Annotated in this window: 28 protein-coding genes; 16 read left to right on the top strand and 12 right to left on the bottom strand. The window is 35.4% G+C overall.

Annotated features, from left to right (window positions below; all coding sequences use genetic code 11):
• Positions 1 to 258 (bottom strand): hypothetical protein, encoded by a 258-nt coding sequence (locus R2Q16_RS13685; protein WP_316737761.1) that lies wholly within the window; start codon positions 256 to 258, stop codon positions 1 to 3.
• Positions 259 to 504: 246 nt separating this feature from the next.
• On the opposite strand from R2Q16_RS13685, the gene R2Q16_RS13680 reads away from it, so the two are divergent.
• Together R2Q16_RS13680 and R2Q16_RS13675 are read left to right on the top strand one after the other, a co-directional pair.
• The gene (locus R2Q16_RS13680) at positions 505 to 1,539 is read left to right on the top strand and encodes a sensor histidine kinase (RefSeq protein ID WP_316737760.1); all 1,035 of its coding nucleotides are present in this window, start codon (positions 505 to 507) and stop codon (positions 1,537 to 1,539) included.
• A 60-nt stretch (positions 1,540 to 1,599) separates the two neighbouring features.
• Entirely contained in the window at positions 1,600 to 2,349 is a 750-nt protein-coding gene (locus R2Q16_RS13675) for a LytTR family DNA-binding domain-containing protein (RefSeq protein WP_316737759.1), read from the top strand.
• A gap of 95 nt (positions 2,350 to 2,444) precedes the next feature.
• Here R2Q16_RS13675 and R2Q16_RS13670 read toward each other — a convergent pair whose 3' ends face one another.
• The 3 genes from R2Q16_RS13670 to R2Q16_RS13660 form a co-directional block, all read right to left on the bottom strand.
• Positions 2,445 to 3,191, bottom strand: coding sequence for a lysophospholipid acyltransferase family protein (locus tag R2Q16_RS13670; protein ID WP_316737758.1), 747 nt, complete (start codon positions 3,189 to 3,191; stop codon positions 2,445 to 2,447).
• A 51-nt stretch (positions 3,192 to 3,242) separates the two neighbouring features.
• Positions 3,243 to 3,797 carry an NUDIX hydrolase gene (locus R2Q16_RS13665; protein WP_316737757.1) on the bottom strand — a complete coding sequence of 185 codons (555 nt, stop codon included), beginning with the start codon at positions 3,795 to 3,797 and terminating at the stop codon, positions 3,243 to 3,245.
• Between the two features lie 84 nt (positions 3,798 to 3,881).
• Positions 3,882 to 6,374, bottom strand: coding sequence for a TonB-dependent receptor domain-containing protein (locus R2Q16_RS13660; RefSeq protein WP_316737756.1), 2,493 nt, complete (start codon positions 6,372 to 6,374; stop codon positions 3,882 to 3,884).
• Positions 6,375 to 6,583: 209 nt separating this feature from the next.
• Between R2Q16_RS13660 and R2Q16_RS13655 the strand changes: the two genes are divergently transcribed.
• Positions 6,584 to 7,519, top strand: a complete 936-nt coding sequence (locus tag R2Q16_RS13655; RefSeq protein ID WP_316737755.1) for a 2-hydroxyacid dehydrogenase — start codon at positions 6,584 to 6,586, stop codon at positions 7,517 to 7,519.
• On the opposite strand, the gene R2Q16_RS13650 is transcribed toward R2Q16_RS13655, so the two are convergent.
• On the bottom strand, positions 7,509 to 7,931 hold the full coding sequence (locus R2Q16_RS13650) for a DUF6157 family protein (protein WP_316737754.1): 423 nt from the start codon (positions 7,929 to 7,931) through the stop codon (positions 7,509 to 7,511). The two genes, R2Q16_RS13655 and R2Q16_RS13650, sit on opposite strands and share 11 nt — an antisense overlap.
• 149 nt (positions 7,932 to 8,080) lie before the next feature.
• On the opposite strand from R2Q16_RS13650, the gene R2Q16_RS13645 reads away from it, so the two are divergent.
• The 3 genes from R2Q16_RS13645 (at position 8,081) to R2Q16_RS13635 (ending at position 9,688) form a co-directional block, all read left to right on the top strand.
• Complete coding sequence (locus R2Q16_RS13645; protein WP_316737753.1) at positions 8,081 to 8,557, top strand: OsmC family protein; 477 nt, start codon at positions 8,081 to 8,083, stop codon at positions 8,555 to 8,557.
• 185 nt (positions 8,558 to 8,742) lie between these two features.
• Positions 8,743 to 9,216 (top strand): transcription elongation factor GreA, encoded by a 474-nt coding sequence (gene greA / locus R2Q16_RS13640; RefSeq protein WP_047798983.1) that lies wholly within the window; start codon positions 8,743 to 8,745, stop codon positions 9,214 to 9,216.
• Positions 9,217 to 9,289: 73 nt separating this feature from the next.
• Positions 9,290 to 9,688 carry an HIT family protein gene (locus tag R2Q16_RS13635; protein ID WP_316737752.1) on the top strand — a complete coding sequence of 133 codons (399 nt, stop codon included), beginning with the start codon at positions 9,290 to 9,292 and terminating at the stop codon, positions 9,686 to 9,688.
• 7 nt (positions 9,689 to 9,695) lie between these two features.
• On the opposite strand, the gene R2Q16_RS13630 is transcribed toward R2Q16_RS13635, so the two are convergent.
• From R2Q16_RS13630 to R2Q16_RS13620, 3 genes are all read right to left on the bottom strand, one after another.
• Positions 9,696 to 10,586 (bottom strand): pirin family protein, encoded by an 891-nt coding sequence (locus R2Q16_RS13630; RefSeq protein ID WP_316737751.1) that lies wholly within the window; start codon positions 10,584 to 10,586, stop codon positions 9,696 to 9,698.
• A gap of 261 nt (positions 10,587 to 10,847) precedes the next feature.
• Positions 10,848 to 11,948 (bottom strand): NADH:flavin oxidoreductase, encoded by a 1,101-nt coding sequence (locus R2Q16_RS13625; protein WP_316737750.1) that lies wholly within the window; start codon positions 11,946 to 11,948, stop codon positions 10,848 to 10,850.
• Positions 11,949 to 11,961: 13 nt separating this feature from the next.
• A complete protein-coding gene (locus R2Q16_RS13620) occupies positions 11,962 to 12,264 on the bottom strand; it encodes a metalloregulator ArsR/SmtB family transcription factor (protein WP_316737749.1) in 303 nt (100 codons plus the stop codon).
• Positions 12,265 to 12,437: 173 nt separating this feature from the next.
• Between R2Q16_RS13620 and R2Q16_RS13615 the strand changes: the two genes are divergently transcribed.
• The 6 genes from R2Q16_RS13615 to R2Q16_RS13590 all read left to right on the top strand — a co-directional run bounded on the left by R2Q16_RS13615 (position 12,438) and on the right by R2Q16_RS13590 (position 21,801).
• Positions 12,438 to 13,016 carry an RNA polymerase sigma-70 factor gene (locus R2Q16_RS13615; RefSeq protein ID WP_316737748.1) on the top strand — a complete coding sequence of 193 codons (579 nt, stop codon included), beginning with the start codon at positions 12,438 to 12,440 and terminating at the stop codon, positions 13,014 to 13,016.
• A 153-nt stretch (positions 13,017 to 13,169) separates the two neighbouring features.
• Positions 13,170 to 14,339 carry a FecR family protein gene (locus tag R2Q16_RS13610; protein ID WP_316737747.1) on the top strand — a complete coding sequence of 390 codons (1,170 nt, stop codon included), beginning with the start codon at positions 13,170 to 13,172 and terminating at the stop codon, positions 14,337 to 14,339.
• A 214-nt stretch (positions 14,340 to 14,553) separates the two neighbouring features.
• Positions 14,554 to 17,913 (top strand): TonB-dependent receptor, encoded by a 3,360-nt coding sequence (locus R2Q16_RS13605; protein ID WP_316737746.1) that lies wholly within the window; start codon positions 14,554 to 14,556, stop codon positions 17,911 to 17,913.
• 12 nt (positions 17,914 to 17,925) lie between these two features.
• Positions 17,926 to 19,434: a RagB/SusD family nutrient uptake outer membrane protein gene (locus R2Q16_RS13600; RefSeq protein WP_316737745.1), complete on the top strand. Its 1,509-nt coding sequence runs from the start codon at positions 17,926 to 17,928 to the stop codon at positions 19,432 to 19,434.
• 11 nt (positions 19,435 to 19,445) lie between these two features.
• Positions 19,446 to 20,867: a PKD domain-containing protein gene (locus tag R2Q16_RS13595; protein WP_316737743.1), complete on the top strand. Its 1,422-nt coding sequence runs from the start codon at positions 19,446 to 19,448 to the stop codon at positions 20,865 to 20,867.
• Positions 20,868 to 20,928: 61 nt separating this feature from the next.
• Positions 20,929 to 21,801, top strand: a complete 873-nt coding sequence (locus R2Q16_RS13590; RefSeq protein WP_316737742.1) for a glycoside hydrolase family 16 protein — start codon at positions 20,929 to 20,931, stop codon at positions 21,799 to 21,801.
• A gap of 190 nt (positions 21,802 to 21,991) precedes the next feature.
• Here the strand turns inward: R2Q16_RS13590 and R2Q16_RS13585 are convergent, their stop codons facing one another.
• On the bottom strand, positions 21,992 to 22,384 hold the full coding sequence (locus tag R2Q16_RS13585; RefSeq protein ID WP_316737741.1) for a hypothetical protein: 393 nt from the start codon (positions 22,382 to 22,384) through the stop codon (positions 21,992 to 21,994).
• Positions 22,385 to 22,436: 52 nt separating this feature from the next.
• Entirely contained in the window at positions 22,437 to 22,631 is a 195-nt protein-coding gene (locus tag R2Q16_RS13580; protein ID WP_316737740.1) for a hypothetical protein, read from the bottom strand.
• 120 nt (positions 22,632 to 22,751) lie between these two features.
• Here R2Q16_RS13580 and R2Q16_RS13575 point away from each other — a divergent pair, with 120 nt between their 5' ends.
• From R2Q16_RS13575 to R2Q16_RS13560, 4 genes are all read left to right on the top strand, one after another.
• The gene (locus R2Q16_RS13575; RefSeq protein WP_316737739.1) at positions 22,752 to 23,048 is read left to right on the top strand and encodes a Dabb family protein; all 297 of its coding nucleotides are present in this window, start codon (positions 22,752 to 22,754) and stop codon (positions 23,046 to 23,048) included.
• A gap of 526 nt (positions 23,049 to 23,574) precedes the next feature.
• Positions 23,575 to 23,835 (top strand): hypothetical protein, encoded by a 261-nt coding sequence (locus R2Q16_RS13570; RefSeq protein WP_316737737.1) that lies wholly within the window; start codon positions 23,575 to 23,577, stop codon positions 23,833 to 23,835.
• Between the two features lie 11 nt (positions 23,836 to 23,846).
• Positions 23,847 to 24,122, top strand: coding sequence for an OmpA family protein (locus R2Q16_RS13565; RefSeq protein WP_316737735.1), 276 nt, complete (start codon positions 23,847 to 23,849; stop codon positions 24,120 to 24,122).
• A gap of 240 nt (positions 24,123 to 24,362) precedes the next feature.
• Positions 24,363 to 25,208 (top strand): HAMP domain-containing sensor histidine kinase, encoded by an 846-nt coding sequence (locus R2Q16_RS13560; RefSeq protein WP_316737733.1) that lies wholly within the window; start codon positions 24,363 to 24,365, stop codon positions 25,206 to 25,208.
• Positions 25,209 to 25,273: 65 nt separating this feature from the next.
• Here R2Q16_RS13560 and R2Q16_RS13555 read toward each other — a convergent pair whose 3' ends face one another.
• Both R2Q16_RS13555 and R2Q16_RS13550 read right to left on the bottom strand, forming a co-directional pair.
• Positions 25,274 to 25,498 (bottom strand): CDGSH iron-sulfur domain-containing protein, encoded by a 225-nt coding sequence (locus R2Q16_RS13555; protein ID WP_316737732.1) that lies wholly within the window; start codon positions 25,496 to 25,498, stop codon positions 25,274 to 25,276.
• Between the two features lie 96 nt (positions 25,499 to 25,594).
• Positions 25,595 to 26,188, bottom strand: coding sequence for a GIN domain-containing protein (locus R2Q16_RS13550; protein ID WP_316737730.1), 594 nt, complete (start codon positions 26,186 to 26,188; stop codon positions 25,595 to 25,597).
• Between the last annotated feature and the right edge of the window lie 142 nt (positions 26,189 to 26,330).

Raw genomic sequence — 26,330 nt, 5'->3', positions numbered from 1 at the left:
CTATTTAAAAATAGCTGTAGCTTGTTTTACAATTGAACCAGAAGTTTTAGCCGGTTTTACAACTATTTCTTCGGTACTGTTTTGGTTCGTATTTATGGTAAGTGTAAATACCATCATCATAAAAACTGGTAATAATAAAAGTAAAAATGGCGATGTGTTTGCTAACTTTTTCATAATAGGTTTATTTATAGTTATTGTAATGAAGCTATCATCTGCAATTATTGCGTTATTTATCTTGTTTGCAGATGATGGTTTCATAATCGTTTCGTTTTGATGATTCAAAGAAACACAAGAAAAACAGGGTGCAAAAATCTATTATACCAAGGGTTAAAGATTATAGATGAACAGGTAATTTTGGCGTTTGTCGATAAATTTCGCCCGATAAGCCGTTGGTAGAAAAAAAATGCCCGTTGGTAGATTGTGTAGTTAATTACAAGTTTCTTTATTTATTTTGGTTGAATGATTTTATATAAGCTAAAACAGCTTATGTTATCCGTTAAAAGAATGAAAAAAAGTAGAGGACCAATAGTTTTACATAGTATTTTTTGGGGTGTTATTATTGCCATTAACATTGCAATGAATATGTTTAGTGATACCAAGCATAGTTATACTGACTATGTGATTACCTATTTAGTGTTTGGGATAATTAATGTTTCTATTTTTTATATCAATTACATGATTCTTATTCCAGAACTCATTGTAAAAAGAAAAAAATATCTACTGTTTGTAGTATCGTTTTTGTTATTGATAGCTGCTTCGGTTTTATTAAAAACTGTGGCTGCCGTATTATATCGCGATGATGTATTAACCTATATAAACGATACGAAGCAAAAGGTAGAAATGCCAATTCACAGCTTCGTCGTTTTCGTTGTATTTATTTCAGGATTTTTCTTGATTTCGAGTTGCATCATAAAATTTATTATTGATTGGTTTGCTACAGAACGTATTCAACGCAACCTCGAAAGTGAACGCCGTGAAATGGAACTCCAGTTTTTAAAATCTCAATTAAACCCACATTTTCTTTTTAACTCCTTGAATAATATTTACTCTTTGGCTTATCAAAAATCGGATAAAACAGCCGATGCGATTATGAAGCTCTCGGAAATTATGCGTTATATGATTTACGAGAGCAATACGCCAACAGTATCATTGAGTAAAGAGGTTGATTATCTTAAAAATTACATCGAACTACAAAAAATTAGGTTTAAAGATGGTGCTTTTATCGAAATGACTTTAAATGGCGAAATCGATGACCAGAAAATTGTTCCGCTGATGTTGATTTCTTTTGTAGAAAATGCCTTTAAACATGGAGTGGTTACTGATGCCAGCGAGCCTGTAAAAATTGATATTATTGCCAATCAGAAGATTTTGCATTTCAGCGTAATTAATAAGAAAAACAACCAAAATAAAGATGCGCAGGGCGGCGTTGGTTTGCCAAATGTTGAGCGTAGATTACAGCTCATTTACCCTGACAGATATAAATTAAATGTTGTAAATTCGCCTACACACTATACCTGTGAATTAATGATTGATATATAATTTTGAGTTATCTCCAAATTATTTATCTAAAACAACTACCAAATAAAACTACTGCCTAAAATGAACTTGAACTGTATTATTGTAGATGATGAACCACTAGCACTCGATATTTTAGAGGATTATATTTCAAAGGTTCCGTTTTTAACGCTTGCTAAAAGGTGTGAAAATCCAATCGAAGCTTTACAAATTGTTCAGGCAGGAGGGATTGATTTGGTTTTCTTAGATATTCAAATGCCAGAACTTACGGGCATACAGTTTTTAAAAATTGCGGGCAATAAATGCCATTTCATTTTAACAACAGCATATCCACAATACGCTCTGGAAAGCTACGACTTAAACGTTTCTGATTATCTTTTGAAACCCATCGCTTTCGATCGTTTTTACAAAGCCGTAGAAAAAGTTCATAATCAGTTTAAGCCTGCAGAAGTTGCACCGCCTCAGGTTCAGCCTTTAATAACGCCCGCTCCGTTTTCGGGCTCACCAAATCCGATTCAAGACTTTATTTTTGTTAAAACGGAACACAAAATTCAAAAAATATACCTTCACGATATTTTATACATTGAAGGCTTAAAAGATTACATCTCTATTTTTACTAAGGAGGAGCGCATTATCACACTTCAAAGTATGAAGAAAATGGAAGAAGCTTTACCCGATAGTCAGTTTATCCGTGTGCATAAATCTTACATTGTAGCCATTGATAAAATTGAAAGTATTGAGCGAAGCAGAATTACGATTAACAAAAAAATAATACCAGTAGGGGATACCTATAGAGATGAATTTTTTAAAGTAATCGGAAACAAAAATATCTAAGTGATGGGAGATGGAAGATGGGAAATGGTTTTGCGGAATTAATTGTTTGCTTTAAACAATTAAACAATTAAACAATCAACCAGCAAACTAACCAACTAACCAACTACTTCCTGATTCAATACTTTTCTGATTTCGGTTTCGATTTCCAAAGTAATTTCATTTGCAGTTTTTTCGCCAGGTTCGATAGGTTTTAAAACCGTCCATTTTAAAGTATTTCCTGCGGTTAGTGGGAACATGCCATAGCGAACAATTTTCCACGAATTTTCTATTGCAACCGGAACAACTAAAGCATTTGGTACAACTTTTAACAGAGTTGCCACGCCACCAAATTGAAAGGTTTTTAAGTTGCCATCTTTAGCCCGGGTTCCTTCAGGAAAAATAACTGTACTCCAATTGTTATCTTTCATTCTGCGACCTAATTTGATGATTTCGGAAATTGCCTGCTTATTATCTTTTCTGTCGATGTTTGCCCCGCCACCTAATCGCAGGTTTATAGAAATTGATGGAATGCCTTTCGCTAATTCAATTTTTGAGATAAACTTTGCATGATATTTTCTTAAGAACCAAATTAGTGACGGTATATCATACATACTTTGATGATTCGCTGCAAAAATTATCGGTCTATCGGTTGGAAGATTGTGGATGTTCTTAAAGCTTATCGAATTGAATAAGAAGATCTGGCAATAAGTTAGAAAGAAGTTTAAAACATCAACAGATAATTTATGCGCTTTATAGCCACCAATTTTATGGCAAAGCCATTGGATTGGATGAAAAATACAAAGACTTAATCCAAAAAAAATATAAAATATTGGGGTAAGGATATATCCAAAAAGTTTGCTCATCAGTGTTTGAAATTTTAGCAAAGATAAAAATTAGATTTTTACTAATCGAGATTATAAATCGCCGTTCAAAATCATCAGCTTTGCTTTTAAAATTGCCGCCACACTCATCGAATCGGTTATTTTTCCATCTAATACCATTTGATACACCTCTTCGAAAGGTAATTTCTTTACCACTAATTGCTCGGTTTCTTCAGGCATTGCAATGCCCTGAATTAAACCTGTTGCAATGTAAATAATACTAAGCTCGTTACTAACCGAATTTGAAAGATGCATCCGTTGAATTTCTTGCCAGTTTTTCGCACTCATTCCGGTTTCTTCCAACAATTCTCGTCTGGCACTTTCAAGCGGTTCTTCATTCAGCGGACCGCCACCTTCTGGAATTTCCCAACTATAGGCTTTTAGTGGATAACGGTATTGCCCAACCAACCAGGTGTTATTATGCTCATCCAATGGTAAAATGCCAATGGCTAAGTTTTTGAAATGAACTTCGCCATAAATTCCCTTTCCACCCGTTGGGTTTATAACCTGGTGTTCGGTAACACTAATCCAGTTGTTATCGTATTTAAGTTCGCTGTTTAGTGTTTGCCAGGGATTGATTTCTTCCATGGTGCAAGATATAAAATGTGGTGGCTTTTTTTGAGCATAAAAAAAGGCGTTCCGAATTTCGAAACGCCTCTTCTTGCATTATTTTTAGAAAGAACCTTCATCAGGTCTGCTCTCCTGCTGGTCTTCTTTTTTGTTTTTCTTGGTACTGTTAAACAACGTTTTTCCGAAACGGTAAGAGAAAGTTAAATTCCCCATTGTGCCTTGCATACGGCGTTGGAAATCGATAAAGGTAAAGTTATCATCAGTTGTCATGCTCCATCTTCTGGTGTTAAATACATCACGAATGTTTAAGCTTAAAGATGCTTTCTTATTAGGGAAATCATATTTTGCACCACCATCAATGCCGTACATTGCATTACGTTTACCTTGTGCCATTACTTCTGGTGCACGGTAATCTCCACGAAGTTGGAATGATAAATTTTTAATCGCAGAAATGTTAGCGGTTAAATTTGCATTCCAGCTAAAACCACTTCTATCCTGAATGCCATATCTTGCATCACCATCAATTTTTTGTTGGTAAAGATTTACGTTACTCGTAAAGTTTAGTGCTTTAATTAAATCGAAACGACCAATTAATTCTAAACCGCTATTTAACTGGCGACTTAAGTTTTGAGGCGTAGTTGTGATAATTCCACTTGCATCAGGCACACTTCTTACCCTTTGAATTACATCATTGGTTTGGCGGAAATATAAACTACCAGTAAAGGTTACTTTTTTCCAATATTTGTTATAACCTAACTCAAATGAGTGAACATCCTCTGGAAATAAATTAGGATTACCTGCTCTATAATTTAATGGGTCTGATACATCTAAGAACGGGTTTGTATCCCACGGACGCGGACGGTTTACACGGCGTGTGTAACTTACCTGAACTTGTTGCTCGTTTTTTAACTTTTGAGATAAAAACACACTTGGATACAATCTTTTGTAGTGAATATTACCCGAACTATTTGTTAATGTATTTCCATTGTAACCTTGCAAATAAGTATCTAAACGGGCATCCTCGGCTCTTAAACCTAATTGATATCCAAAATCTTTAATCTGGTTTTGATAATTTAAATACAATGCATGAACCTGGTCTTTACTGTTAAAATCATTAATTAATTTATTGTTTCTAACATAAATATCCGTGTTCGTTAAAATTGAATCGGCGTATTGGTTATTGTCACCCAAACGAATCTGACTACGGTAACCAGCCTCAACTTTACCAGCTTTACCTACAGGCAATGTATAATCTGCCTGGATATTGTAATTTGTGTTTTCGCCAGTGTTAAAAATTCTTTGCAAACTTGGGTTTATGTTTACCGCATTACCATTCATATTGGTAAAAGTAGTGCTGTAGTCTTGGTCATTATTATTTGTACCAGCAGAATAACCGAAGTTAAAAGTTAACTCTTCTTTTGGTTTTTTAAACTTTTGCGAGTAATCTAAATTTAAATCGTAGCTATTTCCGTTTCCGGCATTATTATTTAATCTGTTGCTTAACAAAACAGGGTTTAAGCTTCGGCCCAGCTGACTGATGTTAACAAATTCATTTCTATCATTATCTCTTGCGTTAAATCCGCCCGATAAACTTACCACACTTTTCGGAGCTAAATAATAATCCAATCCGGCTTTAACATTGTGGCCTTTATCTAAAGAATTTGATGTTGTTGTTTGATTTGCAAATGCGGTAGAAGTTGTGCTTTGTTTGTAGTCGATATTTTGATAACCGCCACCTAAACGATTGCCATAACGATAGCTGTAATTTCCGTAAAGATTAATTTTACTGTTTTGAAAACTTAGGTTAGTATTTCCGTTGTAATTATCGCGGTTACCTGCGCTTACCGCAACAGAACCATTAAAGCCCAGTTTGGTGTTTTTCTTTAAAACAATGTTGATGATACCCGCTTGTCCTTCAGCATCGTATTTAGAAGATGGATTTGTAATTAACTCCACACTTTCTATCGAGCTTGCAGGAATGGAGGCTAAAATCTGTGCAACGTTTCCGCCTGCAATTAATGATGGTTTTCCATCAATTAAAACACGCACACCAGATGAGCCACGTAAACTTACGTTTCCATCTAAATCAGTTTGTACCGATGGCACATTGGCTAATAAATCTGTAGCCGAGCCACCCTCACTCACCAAACTTTGATCTACAGAGAATACTTTTTTATCGATACCCATTTGCATGGCTGCTTTTTGAGCGGTAACCGTAACATCCTTTAAAACTGTTCCAGCTGCGGCATTCATTTTAATATCACCAAAATTTAAAGTTCCCGTTGCATCGGTAATGGCAATGTTATCTCTAACCATACTTTGATAACCCACAAAGCTCACTCTAAAAGTATAAGTTCCGTTGGCTAAATCTGGCATTGTGAATTTACCATCAATATCTGTTTGCGCCAGTTTTGCATTAGTATTCGTCGCTTTGTTTACCAAAACGGCTGTTGCAAATGCAATTGGCTCTTGTGTTTTAGCATCTTTTAATACACCAATGATTTTGGCTTTACCGCCAGTTTGTGCAAATAAACTAAAGGAAATGCAGAGTAAAAAAAGGGTGATTTTTATCGCTTTGAAATGTAAAAGTCTCATTAAATTTTAAAAGTTTTTATTAGTTTTCTTAAAGAGTGACAAAGAAACGGCAAGGAAGTTTAATATGAGTGCAGTAACTATTTTATTACAGCTGTTTTCGGGTAATATTTTTGTGGTTTTCTTTCGAGCTTTTTCATTTAGTTAAAACTCATCTGTTTTTACATCGAATTTCATCAACCGAATAAGTAAAACGTTACTTTTGCTTTATCATGAGTAAAAAGATATTAATTGTTGATGATTTGCATCCGGCATTTAAAGAGCAAGCAGTAAAATTAGGTTACGAGGTTGATGATGAGCCACTAATTACACGGGCAGAAACTTTAGCGAAAATTAAAGATTACGATGGTATTGCGGTACGCACCAAATTTAGAATTGATGCTGAAATTTTTGCGGCAGCCACTAATTTGAAATTTGTAGCCCGTGCTGGTGCAGGTTTAGATAATATTGATGATAAAATCGCTTTAGACAGAAATATCGAATTAATAAATGCCCCGGAAGGTAATTGCGATGCCGTTGGCGAACACGCTGTTGGTTTGCTTTTATCATTAATGAATAATTTTAGAAGAGCTGATATTGAAATTAGAAATGGTATTTGGGATAGGGAAGGCAATCGTGGTTACGAATTAAAAGGTAAAAAAGTAGGTATTATTGGTTACGGATTTATGGGACAAAGCTTTGCTAAAAAACTTGCTGGTTTTGGGGTTGATGTAATGGCCTACGATAAATATAAAACTGGCTTTTCTGATGATTTTGCCCGTGAAGTAAGTATGGAAGAAATTGTGAAACATGCCGATGTTTTAAGTTTACACATTCCTTTAACTACTGAAACCAAGCAAATGGTTGATGATGAATATTTTTTCCACTTTAAAAAACCTATATTTTTCATAAATACAGCACGGGGTGAAATTGTAAAGGTTTCTGCAACATTGAATGCAATTAAAAGTGGTAAAATTGTAGGTGCCGGTTTAGATGTATTGGAAACTGAAAAGTTTCCGGCTCTGGGCGAACAAAGTTGGTTTAACGATTTAAAAAGCAATGACAAAGTTATTTTAACACCGCACGTTGGTGGATGGACTTTCGATTCATACCGTAAAATATCAGAAGTACTGGCAGAAAAATTAATTGCAATAGAATCTACTTTTTAGCAGAACGCATCGCTTTAACTTTTTTAATATCTGGATTAGCTACAAATTGTTCGTACTTATCGGTTTCTACACCATAAATCGCAATTTTACCTTCGTTGTTTGCATGCAAACCAAAACCGTATTGTTTTGTAAGTGGCGATGCTCTAAAACATGGCTGGCCTTTAGCAAAAAACTTGTCTCGCTCAGTTTTTTGTTCGGTTTTTGCGATATCATTTCGCGCTGCGTAAACCTGAAATAAAACATCATCAGAACTGTATTTGTATGGATTTTTAGCAATCAACTCAAACTGAATTTCTGCAATAGTTTTATTGCTGCCTTTGGGTTGGGGAGCAATTCCGGCGACAGCATTACTATCCTCAGCAATTTCAATAAAAGTGTTATAATAATTTGTGGTATGCATTTTATCTCCCATAAATATTTTTTTATAATCCCTTAAGGCAGTTTAAATTACGTTATTTCCAAACGTTTTAAAAAACATTTTTGTTGTCGATTTGATTATTATCTGTATTAATCAATCTTAATTTCTTAAATTGGATTTACAAATTCTAACTTAATTATATCATGCCGAAAGAACATTTATACTCAACAACTGTAACGTGGACTGGCAACAAAGGCTCAGGTACGATGGATTACCGCTCGTACGATCGCGACTATCTGATTTCAGTAAATGGCAAAGCCGATATTTCGGGTTCATCAGATTCTGTTTTTCTTGGGGATAAATCGAAACATAACCCTGAAGATTTATTATTGGCATCAATTTCAAGTTGCCATATGCTTTGGTATTTGCATTTATGTTCGAAGAATGAAATCGTAGTTATCGATTATAAAGATAAAGCTGTTGGTACAATGGAAGAATCTACAGATGGCAGCGGAAAATTTAAGGAAGTAACGCTTAACCCCGTTGTGTTAATTGCTGATAAGGCACATTTAGAACTGGCAGAAACCTTGCATAAAGAAGCGAATAAGATGTGTTTCATTGCGAACTCATTAAATTTTCCCATTAAACATATCGCCGAAACAAAGGCAGAGAATAGCTAAAAGCTTTTAAAAATATATTGGCAGCTGTATGTTAAAACTGTCAAAACTTTAAAATCGTAATGAATTATTTGCTTTTGTAATTTAAGCATTTTATCTTCGTTATAATTGAAACAAGACTATGTAGCAAAACCAACTACATAGTCTTGTTTGTTTTTTATAGGCTTTATAACAAAATTAATTGAGCAATGACAGAGGTAACGTATTACACACAAGAGGGTTTAGATAAATTAAAAGAGGAAGTTCATTATCTAACCACTACGGGCCGTCAGCTAATATCAAAAGCAATTGCTGAGGCGAGAGATAAGGGTGATTTATCAGAAAATGCAGAGTACGATGCAGCTAAAGAAGCACAGGGATTACACGAAGCAAAAATATCAAAACTAAAGAACACATTGGCGAATGCCCGTCTTATCGATGAGTCGAAATTAGATTTATCTAAGGTTTTGGCACTATCCATCGTAAAAATAAAGAATGTAAAAAACGGCGCAACAATGACTTATCAGTTGGTTGCAGAAAGTGAAGCAGATTTAAAAACCGGGAAAATTTCTGTTAAATCTCCTATTGCTCAAGGTTTGCTTGGTAAATCTGTTGGCGAATTCGCTGAAATTGAAGTTCCGGCAGGCAAAATGCAATTCGAAGTTTTAGAAATTTCTAGATAACATAAAAGGCGGAGGACTTACTCCGCTTATCAAACCTTACACTTTATACTTTCCACTTTTAACTTTCCACCACATGACCATCTTTTCAAAAATTGTTTCCGGAGAAATTAGTGCACATGTTGTTGCAGAAACTGTTGATTATTTAGCTTTTTTAGATATTCAACCTTTAACCGCTGGCCATGTTTTGGTAATACCTAAAATCGAAACGGATTACATTTTTGATATGGATGAAGATTTATATGTAGGCATGTGGATGTTTGCAAAAATCGTAGCTAAAGGTGTAAAAGAGGCTTTTCCATGTAAAAAAGTTGGTGTATCTGTTATAGGTTTAGAAGTTCCGCACGCACATATTCATTTAATCCCGATGAATAATGTTAGCGATATGAACTTCAGCAAAGAAAAACTTAAACCAACTGAAGAAGAACTTGCTGATGCTGCTCAGAAAATTAGAGAAGCATTACTTCAACAATAAATTATATCTACTTTTTTAAAAATTTGCTTTGTTCCGGTAAGGGCACAAAATCCGTTTCACCCGGAACAGGCTTATAACTTTGATTTAACCATTTCGTTTTAGCTTCTTCAATTAATTGTTTATCCGAAGCAACAAAATTCCAGTACATAAAACGTTCCTCGGGAAAGGGTTCTCCACCAAAAATATAAACGGTTGTATTTTCGTTCATTGTAAATTCGCAAAGCGATGCATCGTTAGCAATTAATATATTTTTTGGTTCGAAAACATTGCCCTCACTTTCTACAGAACCTTCCAAAATATAAAGCGCACTTTCTCCAAATAAATCATTTCCAATATTTACCTTTTGCTTTGATGAACTTTTTATTTCAATAAAATAAAGTGGGCTGTAAACCGGAACAGGAGATTTATGGCCGAAAGCTTCTCCGGCAATTAATTTATAGTGTAAATCTCCTTCTTCCCAATGGGGGATATCTTGTTCTTCGACATGAAAAAATTCTGGCTCCATTTGTTCGAGCGCTTTCGGTAAAGCCACCCAAATTTGCAAACCATGTAGCATTTTATCGGTGCTTCTTAAGTATTCTGGTGTTCTTTCAGAGTGTACAATTCCGCTACCAGAAGTCATCCAATTCACTTGTCCAGGTTTAATTACCACATTGCTGCCTAAGCTATCGCGATGCGTGATTTCACCCTCAAACAAAAACGTTAGCGTTGATAAACCAATGTGCGGATGTGGTGGGACATCTAAGTTTTCGTGATCGCTCATTGCCGCAGGCCCCATGTGGTCAATAAATGAAAAAGGTCCAACCATTCTTTTTTCACGGAATGGAAGCAATCTGCCAACCATAAAATTGCCAATGTTTGCCGTGCGTTCTTCGATTATTAATTTAATGTTCGACATAGGATAAATTTTTACGAAGTGAATTTAGCTAAAACATATAATATCCAAAAGCAAATACAGAGGCTATCGCAAAAAGACTTGTCTTGCCTTATTTGGCAAATTATAATTAGAACAATCGTCATTCCTAATTTAATTGGAAATCCTAAAGCGATTTGTATTTGCTTTAAGATTCCCGCCTTCGCGGGAATGACGGGACCTGAACGAACCTTCGTCATTCCAAATTTAATTGGGAATCCTAAAGCGATATATAGATGAGAATCTTTATACCAATTCGGCTAAAGCTTCTTTGCTGAAACCTTTGAGTTCTGATGTTTTGTTGTTTTTAATTTTTTCAACCCAATTTGGATCTGCTAATAACGGGCGACCAACTGCTACTAAATCAAAATCACCTCTATCCATTCTGCGTACTAATTCATCAAGCGAACTTGGTTGCGAGCTTTGGCCTGCAAAGGCACCAAAAAAGTCGCCATCTAAACCAACTGAACCAACGGTTATTGTTGCTTTTCCGGTTAATTTTTTAGCCCAACCTGCAAAGTTTAAATCAGAATTTTCAAATTCAGGCTCCCAAAAACGACGTTGTGAACAATGGAAAATATCAATTCCTGCATCGGCAAGTGGTGTTAACCATTGTTCCATTTCATTTTCGTTTTTAGCAAGTTTGAAATCGTAAGCAGATGGTTTAAATTGAGATAATCTGATAATTAATGCAAAATCTTCTCCAACACGTTTACGTACTTCTTTAATTACTTCAACGCCAAAACGAGTGCGTTCTGCTAGTGTTTTACCGCCATAAATATCTGTACGATTGTTTGTCGCATCCCAGAAAAACTGATCGATTAAATATTGGTGTGCACCATGAATTTCTACGGTATCAAATCCTAGAGCTTTTGCATCTGCAGCGGCTTGTCCAAAAGCCGCAATGGTATCAGCAATGGCAGAATCTGTCATGGCAACACCGTTTTCAAAACCTGGACTGTTAAAACTAGATGGTCCTTCGAATGGAGCACTTGGCAACCAGCCCGAAGCATGATTTGCATGAATGCCCTGGTGCCAGATTTGTGGTCCCATTTGGCCACCGCTTTTATGAACATCATTAATCACTTTTTGCCAGCCTGCTAAAGCATTTTCTCCATAAAAGTGCGGAATATTCGGGTCGGCAGAAGAAGACGGCCTGTCGATTACTGTACCTTCTGATAGAATTAAACCAACTTCTCCAGCTGCTCTTTTTGCATAGTAAGAAGCTACATCAGTTGTTGGAATACCATTTGGCGAGAAAGATCTCGTCATCGGTGCCATTACAATTCTATTTTTAATATTTAAAGTTTTAAGACTAAATGGCTTAAATAAACTATCTGTATTCATGTTTTTTTAATTTTTAAAATGCTGAATTAATGATTTTTGCTAGTTCTTCAATGCCCTTTTTATTTCGTTTGTAATACGTCCATTGACCAATTCGGGTTGCGCAAACCAAATCTGCTCTTTGTAAAATGGATAGGTATTCGGAAATCGTGCTTTGAGATAAACCAGCTTTGTTTTGAATCTGACCAACGCAAACGCCAACGCTTTCTAAATCGGCATGAGGTTGAGGATTAAAATGTACTTCAGGTTCTTTTAACCAGTTTAAAATTTGCAAACGGGTTTTATTAGAAAGAGCCTTAAATATTTCTACTTGATCCATGATGCAAATGTATATCGGTTTTTCCCGATATATCTATATTATTACTTAAGATTACAATTCGATGTTAAAGATTTCGCTGCTGGATTGTAAATCGATTAAATAAAACTGGCAGTGATAAATTATTTAGGATTTAACTCAAACTATTGCTTACATTCGTTAATCATTCTAACCAAATGGCTAACTATAAATTATTAACCGACAACGAACTTTTTGATCTCGTTCAGCTTAGAGATAAGTATGCTTTTGAAGAAATTTACGAACGCTTCAATGGTTTGTTATTTATATATGCCTGTAAATTGGTATCAGAAAAGGAAGATGCAAGAGATATTGTCCAGGAAATCTTTGTGTACTTATGGAGTAATCCAAACATTAAAATCAAATCTCAATTATCAGCATACTTATATACAGCGGTTCGATATAAAGTTTTCGATTGGTTGGATAAAAATAAATCGAAATCAAATTATTTACTTTCTTTAGAAAATTTCATTGAGCAAGGAAATTGCATTACTGATGATTATATTAGAGAGAGAGAATTTGCATCAATAATTGAAAAAGAGGTTAGTTTACTGCCACCTAAAATGAGGCAAATTTTCGAAATGAGCCGACAACAACATCTTTCGCAAAAAGAAATTGCAGAGATACTTCATCTATCAGATAAGACTGTTAAAAAACAAATGAGTAATGCCTTAAAGGTGCTCCGGTTAAAACTTACCTCATTTATTTCTATCGCAATTATCTTATTTATCAGATAAATTTTTGACTTGAATTTATTTTTTCTTCAGATAGAAAGTGTGTTCATGTGCTCAAATCGTGATTTTTTAGAAATAATTAAAAATATTTTCTTTTTATCTACTACCTGAATACTGCTTATCCTACATGTATTTAATAGCCAAATATATTTAGTGATGAATAAAGCTGAAGTTGAAAAACTTTTAGAAAAATACAGGGAGGGACTTTGTACTGAGCAAGAAAAAGCTCTGGTAGAATCGTGGCATCTTTCTGAAATTTCAAAGAAACAATCTGATTTAGACCACCAAGATATTATGGATGCCAAACTTAAGATTTGGCAGTCAATAGAATATCAAACCGAATTAAAAACAACCAACTATAAACTTTGGATTAAAGTTGCGGCTGCCGCAGTTGTACTGTTTTTCATTGGTTTTGTTGTTAATCTGCAGCTTAAAAAATATTCGCAAACGCACCTCTCGGTAGGTAATAAACATGATGTTATTAAGCCCGGCGGCAATAAAGCAACATTAACATTAGCTGATGGCTCTAAAATTTCGTTAACGGACGCAACAAACGGTATAATCGCAAAACAAGCCGGCATTAGTATTACTAAAACGCGTAATGGCGAATTAATTTATTCGGTAACTTCTAAAAATAGCGACAATCCAAAATATTCGTTTAATACAATTGAAACGCCGCGTGGTGGGCAGTACCAAATCAATTTACCAGATGGCACTAAGGTTTGGCTGAATGCAGAATCATCACTAAAATACCCAACTACATTTAATACTGCTGAGCGTATAGTTCAGCTAAAGGGCGAAGCTTATTTTGAGGTTGCAAAATTGGCAGACAAAAAAGGTGTACGTATTCCATTTAAGGTGAATAGTGAGATTGGCGCTGGAAGAAACCAACAAGTAGAGGTTTTGGGAACGCATTTCAATATTAATGCTTATGCTAATGAGCCAAATAATAAAACCACTTTATTAGAAGGAAGCGTTAAGGTTTCGAACTTAAGTGCTCTTGCTTCAAATATTCTGAAACCCGGACAACAATCGGTAATTGCTTCATCATCAAACTCTGTGTTGGTCAAAAATGTAGATGCAGAAGATGCAATAACCTGGAAAGATGGTTTTTTTAGCTTTAATGATGAAAACCTGCAAACCATTATGAACAAAATTTCTCGCTGGTACAATGTAGATATTGATTATCGCGGAGCAAAAATGGATAAACTTTTTGGAGGTAGAATTTCCCGATTTAACAGTGTGAATGAAGTTTTAGAAACTTTGCAAGCTACCGGAGATGTGCATTTCAAGATAGAAGAAAGGAGGATTTTAGTTATGCCTTAAACCTATACTTTTTCATCATTACCGATGATTTTAGAATAAAGCGTAACTAAAAAAAACCGGAAGCGCGGCAACGCTCCCGGAATATTTCAAGGCTATATTCTAATCGTAAAATTGTGAGATACAACTATTAATAAACCTAATAACCAAATATATGAATTTTTATACTGAATGGCTGCCCAATCCTAAGGGCCGCCTATCTAAATTTTTGTTGATTATGAAATTGACTTTTGTCTTGCTAATCACTACATTTCTTCAAATCAGTTATGGGGCTGCAAATGCTCAAAATGTAACGCTTTCAGAAAAAAACACAACATTACTTAAGGTTTTTCGCAAGCTTAATAAAAGCGTGGGCTATAGTTTTTTATATAACACAGAGCTTTTAAAGGAGGCTAAGCCTGTAACCATTGATATTAAAAATACAGACATACGTGAAGCTTTAAAGCAAATTTTTAATGAGCAACCTTTAGGTTACACGATAAAAAACAATACAATCATCATCCATAAAAAATCTTTGGATGGTTCTCTTTTATTACTGAGGGCATATGCTGATATCAAAGGAAAAGTGCTTGATGAAACAGGTGCGCCAATGGTTGGAGCAAGTGTAAAGGTAAAAGGAACCAATCAAGGTACGATGACTGATGCAACTGGTTCTTTTATTTTGAGAACTGTTGAAAGCAATGCAACGCTTGTTGTTTCTTTTATTGGTTACGAGAATAAGGAAGTTAGCGCAACATCTGCCGGAGATTTAACCATTCAAATGACACCACAGGCTGGCGTACTTGCCGATGCTGTTGTAATTGGTTATGGTACACAAAAGAAAAGTGTTGTAACTGGTGCAATTTCTCAGGTAAAAGGTTCTGATTTGGAAAATATGCCAGTTGTACGTGTTGAGCAGTCGCTTCAAGGCCGTACATCAGGTTTAACCATAACTACAGCTTCTGGTCAACCGGGAGAAGGCGCAACTTTACGTATTCGTGGTACAACTTCGATTAATAATAGCGATGCCTTATACATTGTAGATGGTGTACAAGTTGGTGGCGGTATCGATTACCTTAACCAAGCAGATATCGAATCTATAGAGGTGTTAAAGGATGCGGCTTCAGGTGCGATTTATGGTGCAAGAGCTGCAAACGGTGTTATTATCATCACCACAAAAAAAGGGATTAAGAATGGTAGAATGGCGGTTAACTACAATACCTATCTTGGTACTCAAGCCCCATCAAGAAAGTTAGATTTATTAAATGCAACACAATACGCTACCATTTATAATGAAGCAGAATATGCCCGTAACCCTGCATTAACTACGCCAAGATTTCCAAATCCATCACAATTAAGTGTTGGTACAGATTGGCAAGCTGCTGTTTTTAATAACGATGCGAGAATTCAAAACCATGAGTTAAGCATTAGTGGAGGTAATGATAAATCTACTTATTACAGTTCATTTGGCTACTTCGATCAGGATGGTATTGTAGCGACAAGTAACTCTCAATACAAAAGATTTACAGCACGTTTTAATTCAGATCATCAATTAACCAAAGCCATTAAATTCGGACAAACCATTGGCTACACCCGCACAAATTCTGTTGGTGTTGGTACGAATACTGAATATGGTTCGCCGTTAAACAGGGCCATTAATATTGACCCGATTACACCAATTGTAGAAACAGACCCGGCAAAGTATGGTGCTGCACCATATATCGGTAATCCAGTAGTTAGAAACGAAGCTGGTTTTCCTTACGGGATTTCTCAATACGCACAATCAGAAATTTTGAATCCAATCGCCGCACTTCAAGTTGCGCAAGGTAAAGGTTGGTCTGATAAAGTTGTGGCAAATGCTTATCTGGAGGCAGAAATCATAAAAGGCTTAAAAGTTAGGTCGCAAGGTGGTGTTGATTTGGCATTTTGGGGAAGTGAAAGCTTTACGCCGATTTACTACCTAAACTCCATCAACCAAACCACAATCACATCTTACAACAGAAATGCAAACAGAGGGCTTTTCTATTCTTTAGAAAACACAATCAGTTACAATAAGCAAATAGATAAGCATAATTTAACAGGCTTAATTGGATATTCTTTCCAAAAAAACAGAGGTGAAACTCAAGGTGGTAGCAAAGACGGTATTCCGGTGTCGAACATAAAAGATGCTTCTTTGCAATTCCCAGTTTCGAGAATTAATGATGTTTTTTACGGAGGTGAATATTTAAATACGCTTAACTCTGCATTTGCCCGTTTAACTTATAACTATGATGAAAAATACCTTTTTACCGGTATTGTACGTAGAGATGGTTCTTCTCGTTTTGGTCCGAATAATAAGTTTGGCTATTTCCCTTCAGGTTCAGTTGGCTGGGTGTTAAGTAAAGAAGATTTCTTCCCTAAAAACCCTTATGTAACGTTCGTGAAATTTAGAGGTTCTTATGGTGTTGTTGGTAATGATAATATTGGAGATTTCAGGTATTTATCAACCGTTAGTGGTGGTCGTAATTATACACTTGGTACATCTGCCGGATTAAATAATGGTGTTAGTCCCGATGCTTTATCAAATCCTGATTTAAAGTGGGAGCAAACTTCATCAACAGATATCGGAGTTGATATGAGCCTTTTTGGCAATTTTACATTAACAGCTGATTGGTACAAGAAAAAAACATCAGGTATGCTTTTGCAAATTGCCGTACCAGGTTACGTTGGTAATGCTGGCCCGATTGGAAACATTGCCGATTTATCAAATAAGGGTTTCGAATTAGAATTGGGCTACCAAAAAAGACTGGGCGATTTTTCTTTAAAAGTAAATGCTAACGGTGCTTTTGTTTCCAACAACATCGATTTCTTAGGTGATGATAAAGAATATTTGGGTGGTCAAACCGTAACCCCTCAAGCATTAGAAATTACCCGTACAAAAGTTGGCTATTCAATTGGTTCATTTTATGGTTATAGAAGTGATGGTTTGTTCCAAAATCAAGCGCAGATTAATAACTACAGAAATCAGGCAGGTAACCTAATTCAACCAAATGCAAAACCTGGTGATATTAAATTTATCGATTTGAATGGCGATGGACAAATTAACAATGATGACCGTGAAATTATTGGAAATCCAACTCCTGATTTTACTTATGGTATGACGGTTAATTTAGCCTATAAAGGTTTTGATTTGGTTGTTTTAGGTCAGGGAGTTGCCGGAAATCAAATTTTTAATGCTTTAAGAAGATTTGATTTACCAACCGCAAACTACACCACTGCAATTTTAAACCGTTGGACTGGCGATGGAACAAGTAATACCATCCCAAGGGTAACTTTAGATGATACGAACCAAAACTACAGCCGTGTTTCGAGTATCTTCTTAGAAAGCGGTTCTTATTTTAGAATTAAGACTTTACAGGTAGGTTATTCGCTTCCTAAAAATCTGATTAAAAAGGTTGGTTTAGATAAATTAAGATTTTACGTAATGGCCAATAACTTGGTAACATTTACAAAATATACAGGCTACGACCCAGAAATTGGTGGCGGAAGTTATGGTGTTGATCGTGGTTTTTATCCACAGGCAAGAACCTTTTTTGCCGGATTAAATGTTGGTTTTTAATTAGTTGAAAAAATGAACAATAAGAAATTAAAAAGCGTAATGGCAATAGTTGCCTTAATGCTAATTTTTGTATCGTGTAAAAAGGAATACCTGGAGCTTACACCTAGAGGAACCGCTTTAGAAGATAATTTTTATAAAAATGAAGTTGAAGTAATGCAAGGTGTAATTGCGGTTTACGATGTAACACAATGGGGTACAACTGGTGGCTATACAATGAAAATGCCACTTTTAAGTGCCGCATCTGATGATTGTTTCGCAGGCGGCAGTAATGCGTCCGATCAACCAAATTGGGTGGCTTATGATAATTTTAATATGAACTCTACAGTTGGTCCGCAAGTTGGTTTATGGAATAAAAACTTTAGTGGAATTAACAGAGCAAATCTTATTTTAAGTAAGATAGATAAAGCAACTACGCTAAGCGCAGCTTTCAAAACCAGAGTAACAGCTGAGGTGAAGTTTTTAAGAGCTTATTTCTACTTCGATTTGGTAAGATGGTTTGGTAATGTGCCATTAATCACAAAGGTTTTAGAAACCAGTGAGCTTTACGCACAAACACAATCTACACCTGCTCAAATTTATGCTCAAATCGAAAAGGATTTAAGAGAGGCAGTACCAGGTTTACCAAATGTTATTTCTAGTGCCGAAAAAGGTAGAATATCTCAAGGAGCAGGGAAAGCACAATTGGCTAAGGTTCTAATTTATCAAAATGATAATGCCAAACTTACCGAAGCAGCTACGCTTTTGGAAGATGTTAACCGTGTTGGTAATGCCTATGGATATGCTTTATTGCCAAACTTTGCTGATGTATTTAATCCGGCAAATAAGTTTAATTCAGAGTCAATTTTAGAAATTCCACATTCTAATAACGCAGCTTGGTCTGATTGGGGCTATATAAATGGTGGCGAAGGTAATGTTGGTACACAATTTATCGGTATGGATAGTTACAATGGCGATACTTATTCAAGTGGATGGGGCTTTTGTCCGGTAACGCTTGATTTGGTAAATGTTATGAAGAATGACCCTCGCTTTGCAGCAACAATTATTGATGGAGCAGCATTAAAAGCGGGAGGAGCAACTTACAATGGTCGTTATCAAAATACAGATTATTTCATTAAAAAATATGCACCATTAAAAGCATTCCGTTCGGCAAGTGGTGTTGCAGAGCAGAACTGGCCAATAAATGAAATCGAAATCCGCCTTGCGGATACCTACTTAATGCAGGCAGAAGCTTTGTTAAGAAGTGGCGGTAGTGCAACCAGAGCTAAAGAATTATTGGATGCAGTAAGGGCAAGGGTTGGTTTAGCCTCTATCCCGGCTACACTTGATAATGTATATGCCGAACGTCGATTAGAATTGGCTACAGAAGGTCACCGATTTTTCGATTTAGTTAGAACAGGTAGGGCAGTAGCAGTTTTGGGTTCACAAGGCTACAAAGCTGGTAAAAGTGAATACTTACCAATTCCACTTAATGAAATTGAAGTTACAAAAGGAATTATTAAACAAAATCCAGGTTATAACTAATCAGCAACGAAATGAAATTATTTAATCACAAAATAAAAATATCAATCTTGCTTAGTTTGGGTTTGATATTATGCATTATGGTTTCTTGTAAAAAAACTGAAACCACAAAAGATATTGGTATCCCACCAACAGAAGCTCAAATTCAGTTTACTTCTGCTCCAACGACAAGCAATCCAAATATAGTTGCATTTAAAAGTGCCTACAATGGCATTAATGCTCATTGGGATTTTGGTAATGGCGCAAGTGCTGATGGAAATGATGTTCAATCTTCATATCCAATAGCAGGAACCTATACTGTAAAACTTACTGTTCTTGCAGATGGTGGCTCGGTTTCAACTACAAAAACAATTACCATTGCTACAACTAATACCAGTATGTTAAGCGATCCTGCTTATACTTTGCTTTCTGGCGGTTTATCAAATGCTGCGGGTAAGGTTTGGGTTATCGATCAAACACAGCCCGGACATTTGGGTGTTGGGCCAGTCACTTCTCAGGCACCTGATTGGTACCAGGCAGGTCCGAATGAAAAGGCCGGATTGGGCTTTTACGATGATGAAATGACCTTCGCGATGGGTGCATCATCTTTAAAATATACTTATGCAAACAATGGTACAACCTTTGCCAATGCATCTAATGCGCCGGGTATTGGTGGTCCAACAGGTAGTAGCGACCCGACTGTAAATTATACCCCACCAACAAACTTAACGTGGATACTAAACGATGTTAACGGCGTAAAATACATCAACCTAAGTAATAATGGTTTTATATCCTACTATTTAGGCGTATCTTCTTATCAAATTCTTTCGCTTACAGCTGATGAAATGTGGTTAAGATGCCTAGATAAATCGAATGCTGGCAATGCCTGGTATTTAAAGTTGATAAGAAAAGGTTATGTAAGACCCGTAGTTCCGCCAGTTCAAAAACCAATTCAAGCGGCAAATTTAGCTGATGATTTTCAGTTGGCTACAGGTATGGCTTGGGTAACTGAAAACATGGATTTTAACAGGAGTTATGATAATCCGGCAAGATTCCCTGTGAATACATCTTCAAAAGTAGGTTATTACGAAAAAAGAAGCGGTAACGATGGTCAGTATGGTAACTTGAATATCACACTGCCATATCGTTTTGATTTGACGGCAAAAAATAAAATCAGGCTCAAAGTTTTCATTCCGGGAGGAAATGATTTTACTAAAGTTGCGCCAACGGTTTCTGTAAAATTGCAAAATTCGTTGCTTGGTGGAAATGCTTGGCAAACTCAAATCGAAATCGTTAAAACAATTACTGCTGCACAATATAACACTTGGATTCAATTAGAATTTGATTATTCAGCTTCGGCAAGTCAAACTTTGTATGATAAAATTGTAGTTCAGTTGGGCGGCGAAGGACATCCGAATCCGGGTATATTTTATATCGATGATTTCGAATTCAAATAAGCAAATATTAGCAGTTCGGAAATAATTTCGAACTGCTTTAAATTTTAACATAATTAATCCCATGAAGTACTTTAAGAATGTGATTTTTGTAACATTGGTAACTTTAACTTTCGGCATAGCCGGATGTTCAAAAGGTACTGGAGGTACCGATGATCCTGTTTATGTTCCACCCGTTGTAACACTTCCTGTCGATAAAAACTGGAGTTTCGAAACTTCGCCGAGCTGGAGCGATGAGTTTTCAAATACGGGCGCACCATTATCTTCCAATTGGGATTATGATACCGGAGGAAGTGGTTGGGGTAATAACGAGTTGCAGTTTTACACCAATACGACCAATAATGCAAGCGTTGCAAATGGCATTTTAACCATTACTGCAAAAAAGGAAAATATGGGCGGTATGGGTTACACTTCAGCCAGAATGGTAACGAGAGGGAAGCTTGATGCTTTGTACGGACGGTTTGAAATAAAGGCAAAATTACCGATGGGTAAGGGTACATGGCCAGCAATTTGGATGTTGCCAACTGATAGAACATATGGAGATTGGCCTAAATCTGGCGAAATTGATATAATGGAGCATGTTGGTTACGATCAGGATAATGTGCATTTCACCACACATACAGAAGCTTATTATTTTAAAATCAACACACAAAAAAGCAGTACCAAAAAAATTGAGGGCGTAAGTACAGCTTTTCATACCTATCGGGTAGATTGGACCCCTTATGCAATCAGAGGTTTTTTTGACGGTGTACAGGTTTTTGAATTTATTAATGAAGGTACCGGTTACAAGGTTTGGCCATTCGATAAGAAATTTCATTTACTTTTAAACGTTGCCGTTGGTGGCGATTGGGGTGGTGCTCAAGGCATTGATTCTTCAATTTGGCCCCAAAGTATGGAGGTTGATTATGTTAGATATTATAAAATGATTGATAAGTAAGCTTAAGGTTAGGCTAGTTTGATTGTAAGTCGCTAAGTAATTAGCGGCTTTTTTTATTTCATCAATCTAAAAAAAGTTCTAAAAAAGAACGGGGATAAATCATACCGACCTATCCCCGTCATCTAAATTAACGCTCTCAAATATATAAACACCTAAAATGTCTATTTATTATATTCTCATTAAAATATTTTTATTTTTTTGTTAAAGTTTTTTTAACAGCAGCCTTTGGCTTTTGCTCAGTTGATGCTTCTGCCTTTGTTTTAGTCGTTTTTTTAACCTTTTCTTCTTTTACTGTTTTTTCTTCAACAGGTATCTCAGCTACAACTTTTGATGTTTTTGGCTCATCTTTCTGTTGTAAATAAATTGCAAGCACCTGTTTTAAATAAATTTCAGGCTTAGGCATGTTGATAATTGAGCCGGGTTCTTTATCCTGAGATTGTTTAATATAAGCCGATTTAATTTTGCCCCAGTCTTTCGAGTAAAGTTTGATGAACATCTCAACAAATTGCTCATCAGTATATTTCTTAGGAAGTCTACCCAGTACTGCCTGTATTTTTTCTTCTTTTCTATGTAATACTGCCATCGATTTTATTTTCAACAAAGATAATCTAAATTATCATTATAAATCTCAATGCTTATTTCTTCCAGTTTTTCTTCATTTTCTTATAAGCTTTTTTGCCTATTTTTGATTTCTTTTTAGAACGGGAAATACCTTTCTTTTTTCGGGCATTAATATTATTTACAAGCGAATTTTTGACGCCAAGCTTGTTTTTTTTCTTTTTACCCTTTTTCGTTGATTTCTTTCCTTTTTTATCTTTCTTTTTTGCCATAGATATTTGAATTAGCTACTTAAAAACAATTAATAGATATAAAGGTTTGGGTGTATCAATCGTATTGGTTTGCGCTTCTAAACAAGCAATGATTATCTTCGCTAAAAAAATAATTATATAATGATAGCACACCACGTATTATTCTGGCTCAAAGCCGATACAACTACAGCACAAAAAGAAGCTTTTAAAAATGGCTTAGAATCTTTGAAGAATATTGAAGTCGTAAATAACATTCATATTGGAACGCCTGCACCAATTGAAAGAGCTGTGGTTGATACAACCTATACGTTTAGCTTAGTGCTGTTTTTTGAAAATCTTGCTGCTCACGATGTTTATCAGGTTCATGATATTCATAAAGCTTTTTTAGATGAATTCAGAGCATTATTTGAAAAGGTTATTATCTATGATGCTGCTTAACGAAATTTACAAGAAACCCCTTTCTCAAGAAGGGGTTTCTTTTTGCTAAAATTCCTAAATTAATGAAGCATATCATATGCATCAGTTTTCTTCTCAACTTTCTCCTTAAATTTTGGCTCACCTCTTGCTTTTCACCTAAAGCATTTGAATTAATCAGAGAAATTACTTTCACTAGCTCATTTCAAATTACATAAGTCATAATTTATATCCTTGTATATTATGGTTTTATCAATTATAATGAAGTGCTCTATCATTCTGCCCTCCTTAAGAACTCGGGAATTTTGGGGTTAGTAAATCTGTCGTTGGGGAATATCTTCCTCATTTATTTCATTTAGACACGCTAAATGTTACTGGTTACGCATATAAGCGCATATTTTCTCATTGGTTCAGTTTTTGGAACATATTAGTGAATTTTGTAAGTTTTAATTTACAAAATGTTGAAATTTTGTTTGGTCTGTAAAAAATTTACTCGTTACAGCCAAAGTCCAGATTTACAATTAACACTATCTATTAGAATAACGATTATATGAAAAAACACTTACTGTTAAGTTTTTTAACAATCCTTGTCGGCACTACCGTATCCTATGCTCAGCAAAAAGTTAAAGACGGAACGGTTTCAGCCGGAAATTTGCCTAGCAAAAATGCACTGTTAGAGCTAGAAAGTAATAACAAGGGATTTCTTCACTCTAGAGTTAGATTAGTACGTACAACAGATGCAGCTCCTTTAACGGATCATGTGGCTGGTATGATTTTAATAAATCTAACATCAGGCCAGATGCCGCTGTAGAATTAAATAAGTTGGTTAAGGTTTTAGAAGATAACCCAACAATTTGGATTGAATTAAGCTCACATACCGATAGTCGTGGTTATGATTCGTATAATCAAAAACTTTCGGACAGCAGAGCGAAAGCTGCAGTTCAATACATTATCAATCGTGGTATTGATAAAAATAGAATTACCGCAAAAGGTTATGGAGAAAGTAGGCTTTTAAATAAATGTGCCAACGGTATAACTTGTACTGAAGCACAGCACCAGCTTAACAGAAGAACAGTATTCTCTATAGTAAAAAAGTAGTTTTTGTTTAATGTAGAGATAAGTCGTTTGGATTTTCCAGGCGGCTTTCTTTTTTATTGATAATTTTCAGTTGTTCTATTTGTGTTACCATAATTAGGGTTAAATGGCTGTTTTCTAGTGTTTTTAGTGTGTTGAGTGTTTCTGCGTATGGTAATTTCTACCGTAATTTCTATTTATCATCTTTCTTTGCAGCATAAAAAAACGAGTATTTGTTCATCCTTAGCTGTTTTTAATTATCCCATGAATACGTTATTAGAATCCCAAAACCTTATATCAATAGCATCAGTTATTTTTATTGTATTTGCGATACATCTACATGTTCGTAAAATGCAAAAGTTGCAACAATATTATCGCCATACTAATGAGTTGGCTAACAGCTATGTCGAATTGCAAAATAACTGTGAGTTATTAGAACAACTTCAAAAAGCTCACATTAACAAAGCTAAAGCAATTGTACATGATCTACGCGGACCAATATCGGGTATAATATCTGCATCTCAATTATTGCAAATAGCATGTGAAAAAGGTAGTGAAGATGAAAAACTACTAACGCTTATTGAAGATTCGGGTACAAGTGCCGCTTTATTAGTTAATGAATTATTAAGTAGTGAAACACAACTTCAGTTGGCTAAAGAAAGAAGTGATTTATATGAAATTTTGAATGCCTGTACACATCTTCTAAATTTTCAGGCTGCAGAAAAGTCGCAGAAAATAACACTCCAGGGAAATCCAATTCAGTTATTTGTAAACAAGGAAAAAATCCGTAGAGTTATCATTAACCTGGTTTCAAATGCAATAAAGTTCAGTTTTGAAAACTCAAATATAAACATTGGTTTAAATCAGGTCAACAATGAGGTTGTAATCAGCGTGGAAGATCAGGGCGTGGGTATACCGAGTATAATTAGTCAGGATATCTTTAATAATTCTTCTAATAAGCAACGTTTGGGAACGGCCAATGAAGAATCATTTGGATTGGGCTTATCTATCTCCAAACAAATTGTTGAAGAACACGGTGGTAGAATATGGTTTGAAAATAATAAATCATCTGGTAGCACCTTCTTTTTCGCTTTACCTTTAACAAATTAACCCAAAATATAGTAACACAAAAAAAGCATCGATTACGATGCTTTTTTTATGTATAAGGCTTTCAATTATACTTTTTTAGGCGGAAGGTCGAATGCTACAGCCTCGTGCTCAAAATGGCCGTTGTGTGCACCATCACAAAAGGGTTTGTTTTTTGATAAACCACATCTGCAGATAGATAGAACAGTTCTACCTTGCAAGCCATATTCGTTCCCATTTCTATCAACGATTTCAAAATCGCCCTCTATTTTCACAGAGCCATTATTATTAATTGTAAGTTTTGTTTTAGACATTTTATGTTTTGTATGCAGCAAAGCTAAGGCTTTAATTGATGCTGCATAAATCTGTTTCTAATTTAGAAATAGTCTGCGTCTTTGCTTGTCTCAATTCTATTTGTTTCTAACAAGTGCATCCTCTGGCTTGATGCGAGAATCAAGTTTTCGAACAACAAAATTATTAAACAACAATTTTGGGGTTCCCTTGGTAATCAATGTATGCTGGTCTGTTTCTCCACGAATGATTAGTGTAGATTTATCAGATATGTCAGTATATAATCCTTCTGTACTTACGTCTATGTCAACCTTGGCATTATCCTTTGATACAATCTGAAACAGCTTAAAATTCAGCCTACTGTCTGCTTTTATCAAACTCGAATCAAAAGCTTCAATTCTGTAGATATTATTAATGTAAACGATAACCTTTGCCACTAGCCCGTTATTTGGACCTTTGATGCAGAGCTTTTCGCCTTGCTGCGTTACAGTGGCCTTATATTCGCTATCTTCCTGATAGTTGATGCCAACGTTAGGACGTTGCACAAGCAAGACCTCAACATTTCCGTTAACTACAATTCTGTTAAACGATGAGAGTTTAACCGGTTTATCTACGGGTATTTTCTGTGCATTAAGGGCATTTGGTTCTGTTAAAATAAGACATAAAAATATACCTAATGTGGGGATGATGTTTTTTTTTAAAATTGTTTTCATTTGGACTTTTTTTAAATTGTGCTCGATTTTTTAATACTAATGAAACCACAATTGCGAAGTACGTGCCAAATTATTTTTCGTAATTTAACTTATTGATTGATAGGTATTTGGTTTTTGTTTTGGTGTTTGATTTCGAACAATA

Origin of the sequence: Pedobacter aquatilis (assembly GCF_032678425.1) — a bacterium.
Taxonomy (GTDB): Bacteria; Bacteroidota; Bacteroidia; order Sphingobacteriales; family Sphingobacteriaceae; genus Pedobacter; species Pedobacter aquatilis_B.
This window is presented reverse-complemented; position numbering and strand designations above follow the sequence as displayed.

Coding starts and splice junctions, on each gene's coding strand:
- R2Q16_RS13685 (WP_316737761.1), bottom strand. CDS start 258: ATGAAACCATCATCTGCAAACAAGATAAATAACGCAATAATTGCAGAT.
- R2Q16_RS13680 (WP_316737760.1), top strand. CDS start 505: ATGAAAAAAAGTAGAGGACCAATAGTTTTACATAGTATTTTTTGGGGT.
- R2Q16_RS13675 (WP_316737759.1), top strand. CDS start 1,600: ATGAACTTGAACTGTATTATTGTAGATGATGAACCACTAGCACTCGAT.
- R2Q16_RS13670 (WP_316737758.1), bottom strand. CDS start 3,191: ATGAGCAAACTTTTTGGATATATCCTTACCCCAATATTTTATATTTTT.
- R2Q16_RS13665 (WP_316737757.1), bottom strand. CDS start 3,797: ATGGAAGAAATCAATCCCTGGCAAACACTAAACAGCGAACTTAAATAC.
- R2Q16_RS13660 (WP_316737756.1), bottom strand. CDS start 6,374: ATGAGACTTTTACATTTCAAAGCGATAAAAATCACCCTTTTTTTACTC.
- R2Q16_RS13655 (WP_316737755.1), top strand. CDS start 6,584: ATGAGTAAAAAGATATTAATTGTTGATGATTTGCATCCGGCATTTAAA.
- R2Q16_RS13650 (WP_316737754.1), bottom strand. CDS start 7,931: ATGGGAGATAAAATGCATACCACAAATTATTATAACACTTTTATTGAA.
- R2Q16_RS13645 (WP_316737753.1), top strand. CDS start 8,081: ATGCCGAAAGAACATTTATACTCAACAACTGTAACGTGGACTGGCAAC.
- greA (WP_047798983.1), top strand. CDS start 8,743: ATGACAGAGGTAACGTATTACACACAAGAGGGTTTAGATAAATTAAAA.
- R2Q16_RS13635 (WP_316737752.1), top strand. CDS start 9,290: ATGACCATCTTTTCAAAAATTGTTTCCGGAGAAATTAGTGCACATGTT.
- R2Q16_RS13630 (WP_316737751.1), bottom strand. CDS start 10,586: ATGTCGAACATTAAATTAATAATCGAAGAACGCACGGCAAACATTGGC.
- R2Q16_RS13625 (WP_316737750.1), bottom strand. CDS start 11,948: ATGAATACAGATAGTTTATTTAAGCCATTTAGTCTTAAAACTTTAAAT.
- R2Q16_RS13620 (WP_316737749.1), bottom strand. CDS start 12,264: ATGGATCAAGTAGAAATATTTAAGGCTCTTTCTAATAAAACCCGTTTG.
- R2Q16_RS13615 (WP_316737748.1), top strand. CDS start 12,438: ATGGCTAACTATAAATTATTAACCGACAACGAACTTTTTGATCTCGTT.
- R2Q16_RS13610 (WP_316737747.1), top strand. CDS start 13,170: ATGAATAAAGCTGAAGTTGAAAAACTTTTAGAAAAATACAGGGAGGGA.
- R2Q16_RS13605 (WP_316737746.1), top strand. CDS start 14,554: ATGAAATTGACTTTTGTCTTGCTAATCACTACATTTCTTCAAATCAGT.
- R2Q16_RS13600 (WP_316737745.1), top strand. CDS start 17,926: ATGAACAATAAGAAATTAAAAAGCGTAATGGCAATAGTTGCCTTAATG.
- R2Q16_RS13595 (WP_316737743.1), top strand. CDS start 19,446: ATGAAATTATTTAATCACAAAATAAAAATATCAATCTTGCTTAGTTTG.
- R2Q16_RS13590 (WP_316737742.1), top strand. CDS start 20,929: ATGAAGTACTTTAAGAATGTGATTTTTGTAACATTGGTAACTTTAACT.
- R2Q16_RS13585 (WP_316737741.1), bottom strand. CDS start 22,384: ATGGCAGTATTACATAGAAAAGAAGAAAAAATACAGGCAGTACTGGGT.
- R2Q16_RS13580 (WP_316737740.1), bottom strand. CDS start 22,631: ATGGCAAAAAAGAAAGATAAAAAAGGAAAGAAATCAACGAAAAAGGGT.
- R2Q16_RS13575 (WP_316737739.1), top strand. CDS start 22,752: ATGATAGCACACCACGTATTATTCTGGCTCAAAGCCGATACAACTACA.
- R2Q16_RS13570 (WP_316737737.1), top strand. CDS start 23,575: ATGAAAAAACACTTACTGTTAAGTTTTTTAACAATCCTTGTCGGCACT.
- R2Q16_RS13560 (WP_316737733.1), top strand. CDS start 24,363: ATGAATACGTTATTAGAATCCCAAAACCTTATATCAATAGCATCAGTT.
- R2Q16_RS13555 (WP_316737732.1), bottom strand. CDS start 25,498: ATGTCTAAAACAAAACTTACAATTAATAATAATGGCTCTGTGAAAATA.
- R2Q16_RS13550 (WP_316737730.1), bottom strand. CDS start 26,188: ATGAAAACAATTTTAAAAAAAAACATCATCCCCACATTAGGTATATTT.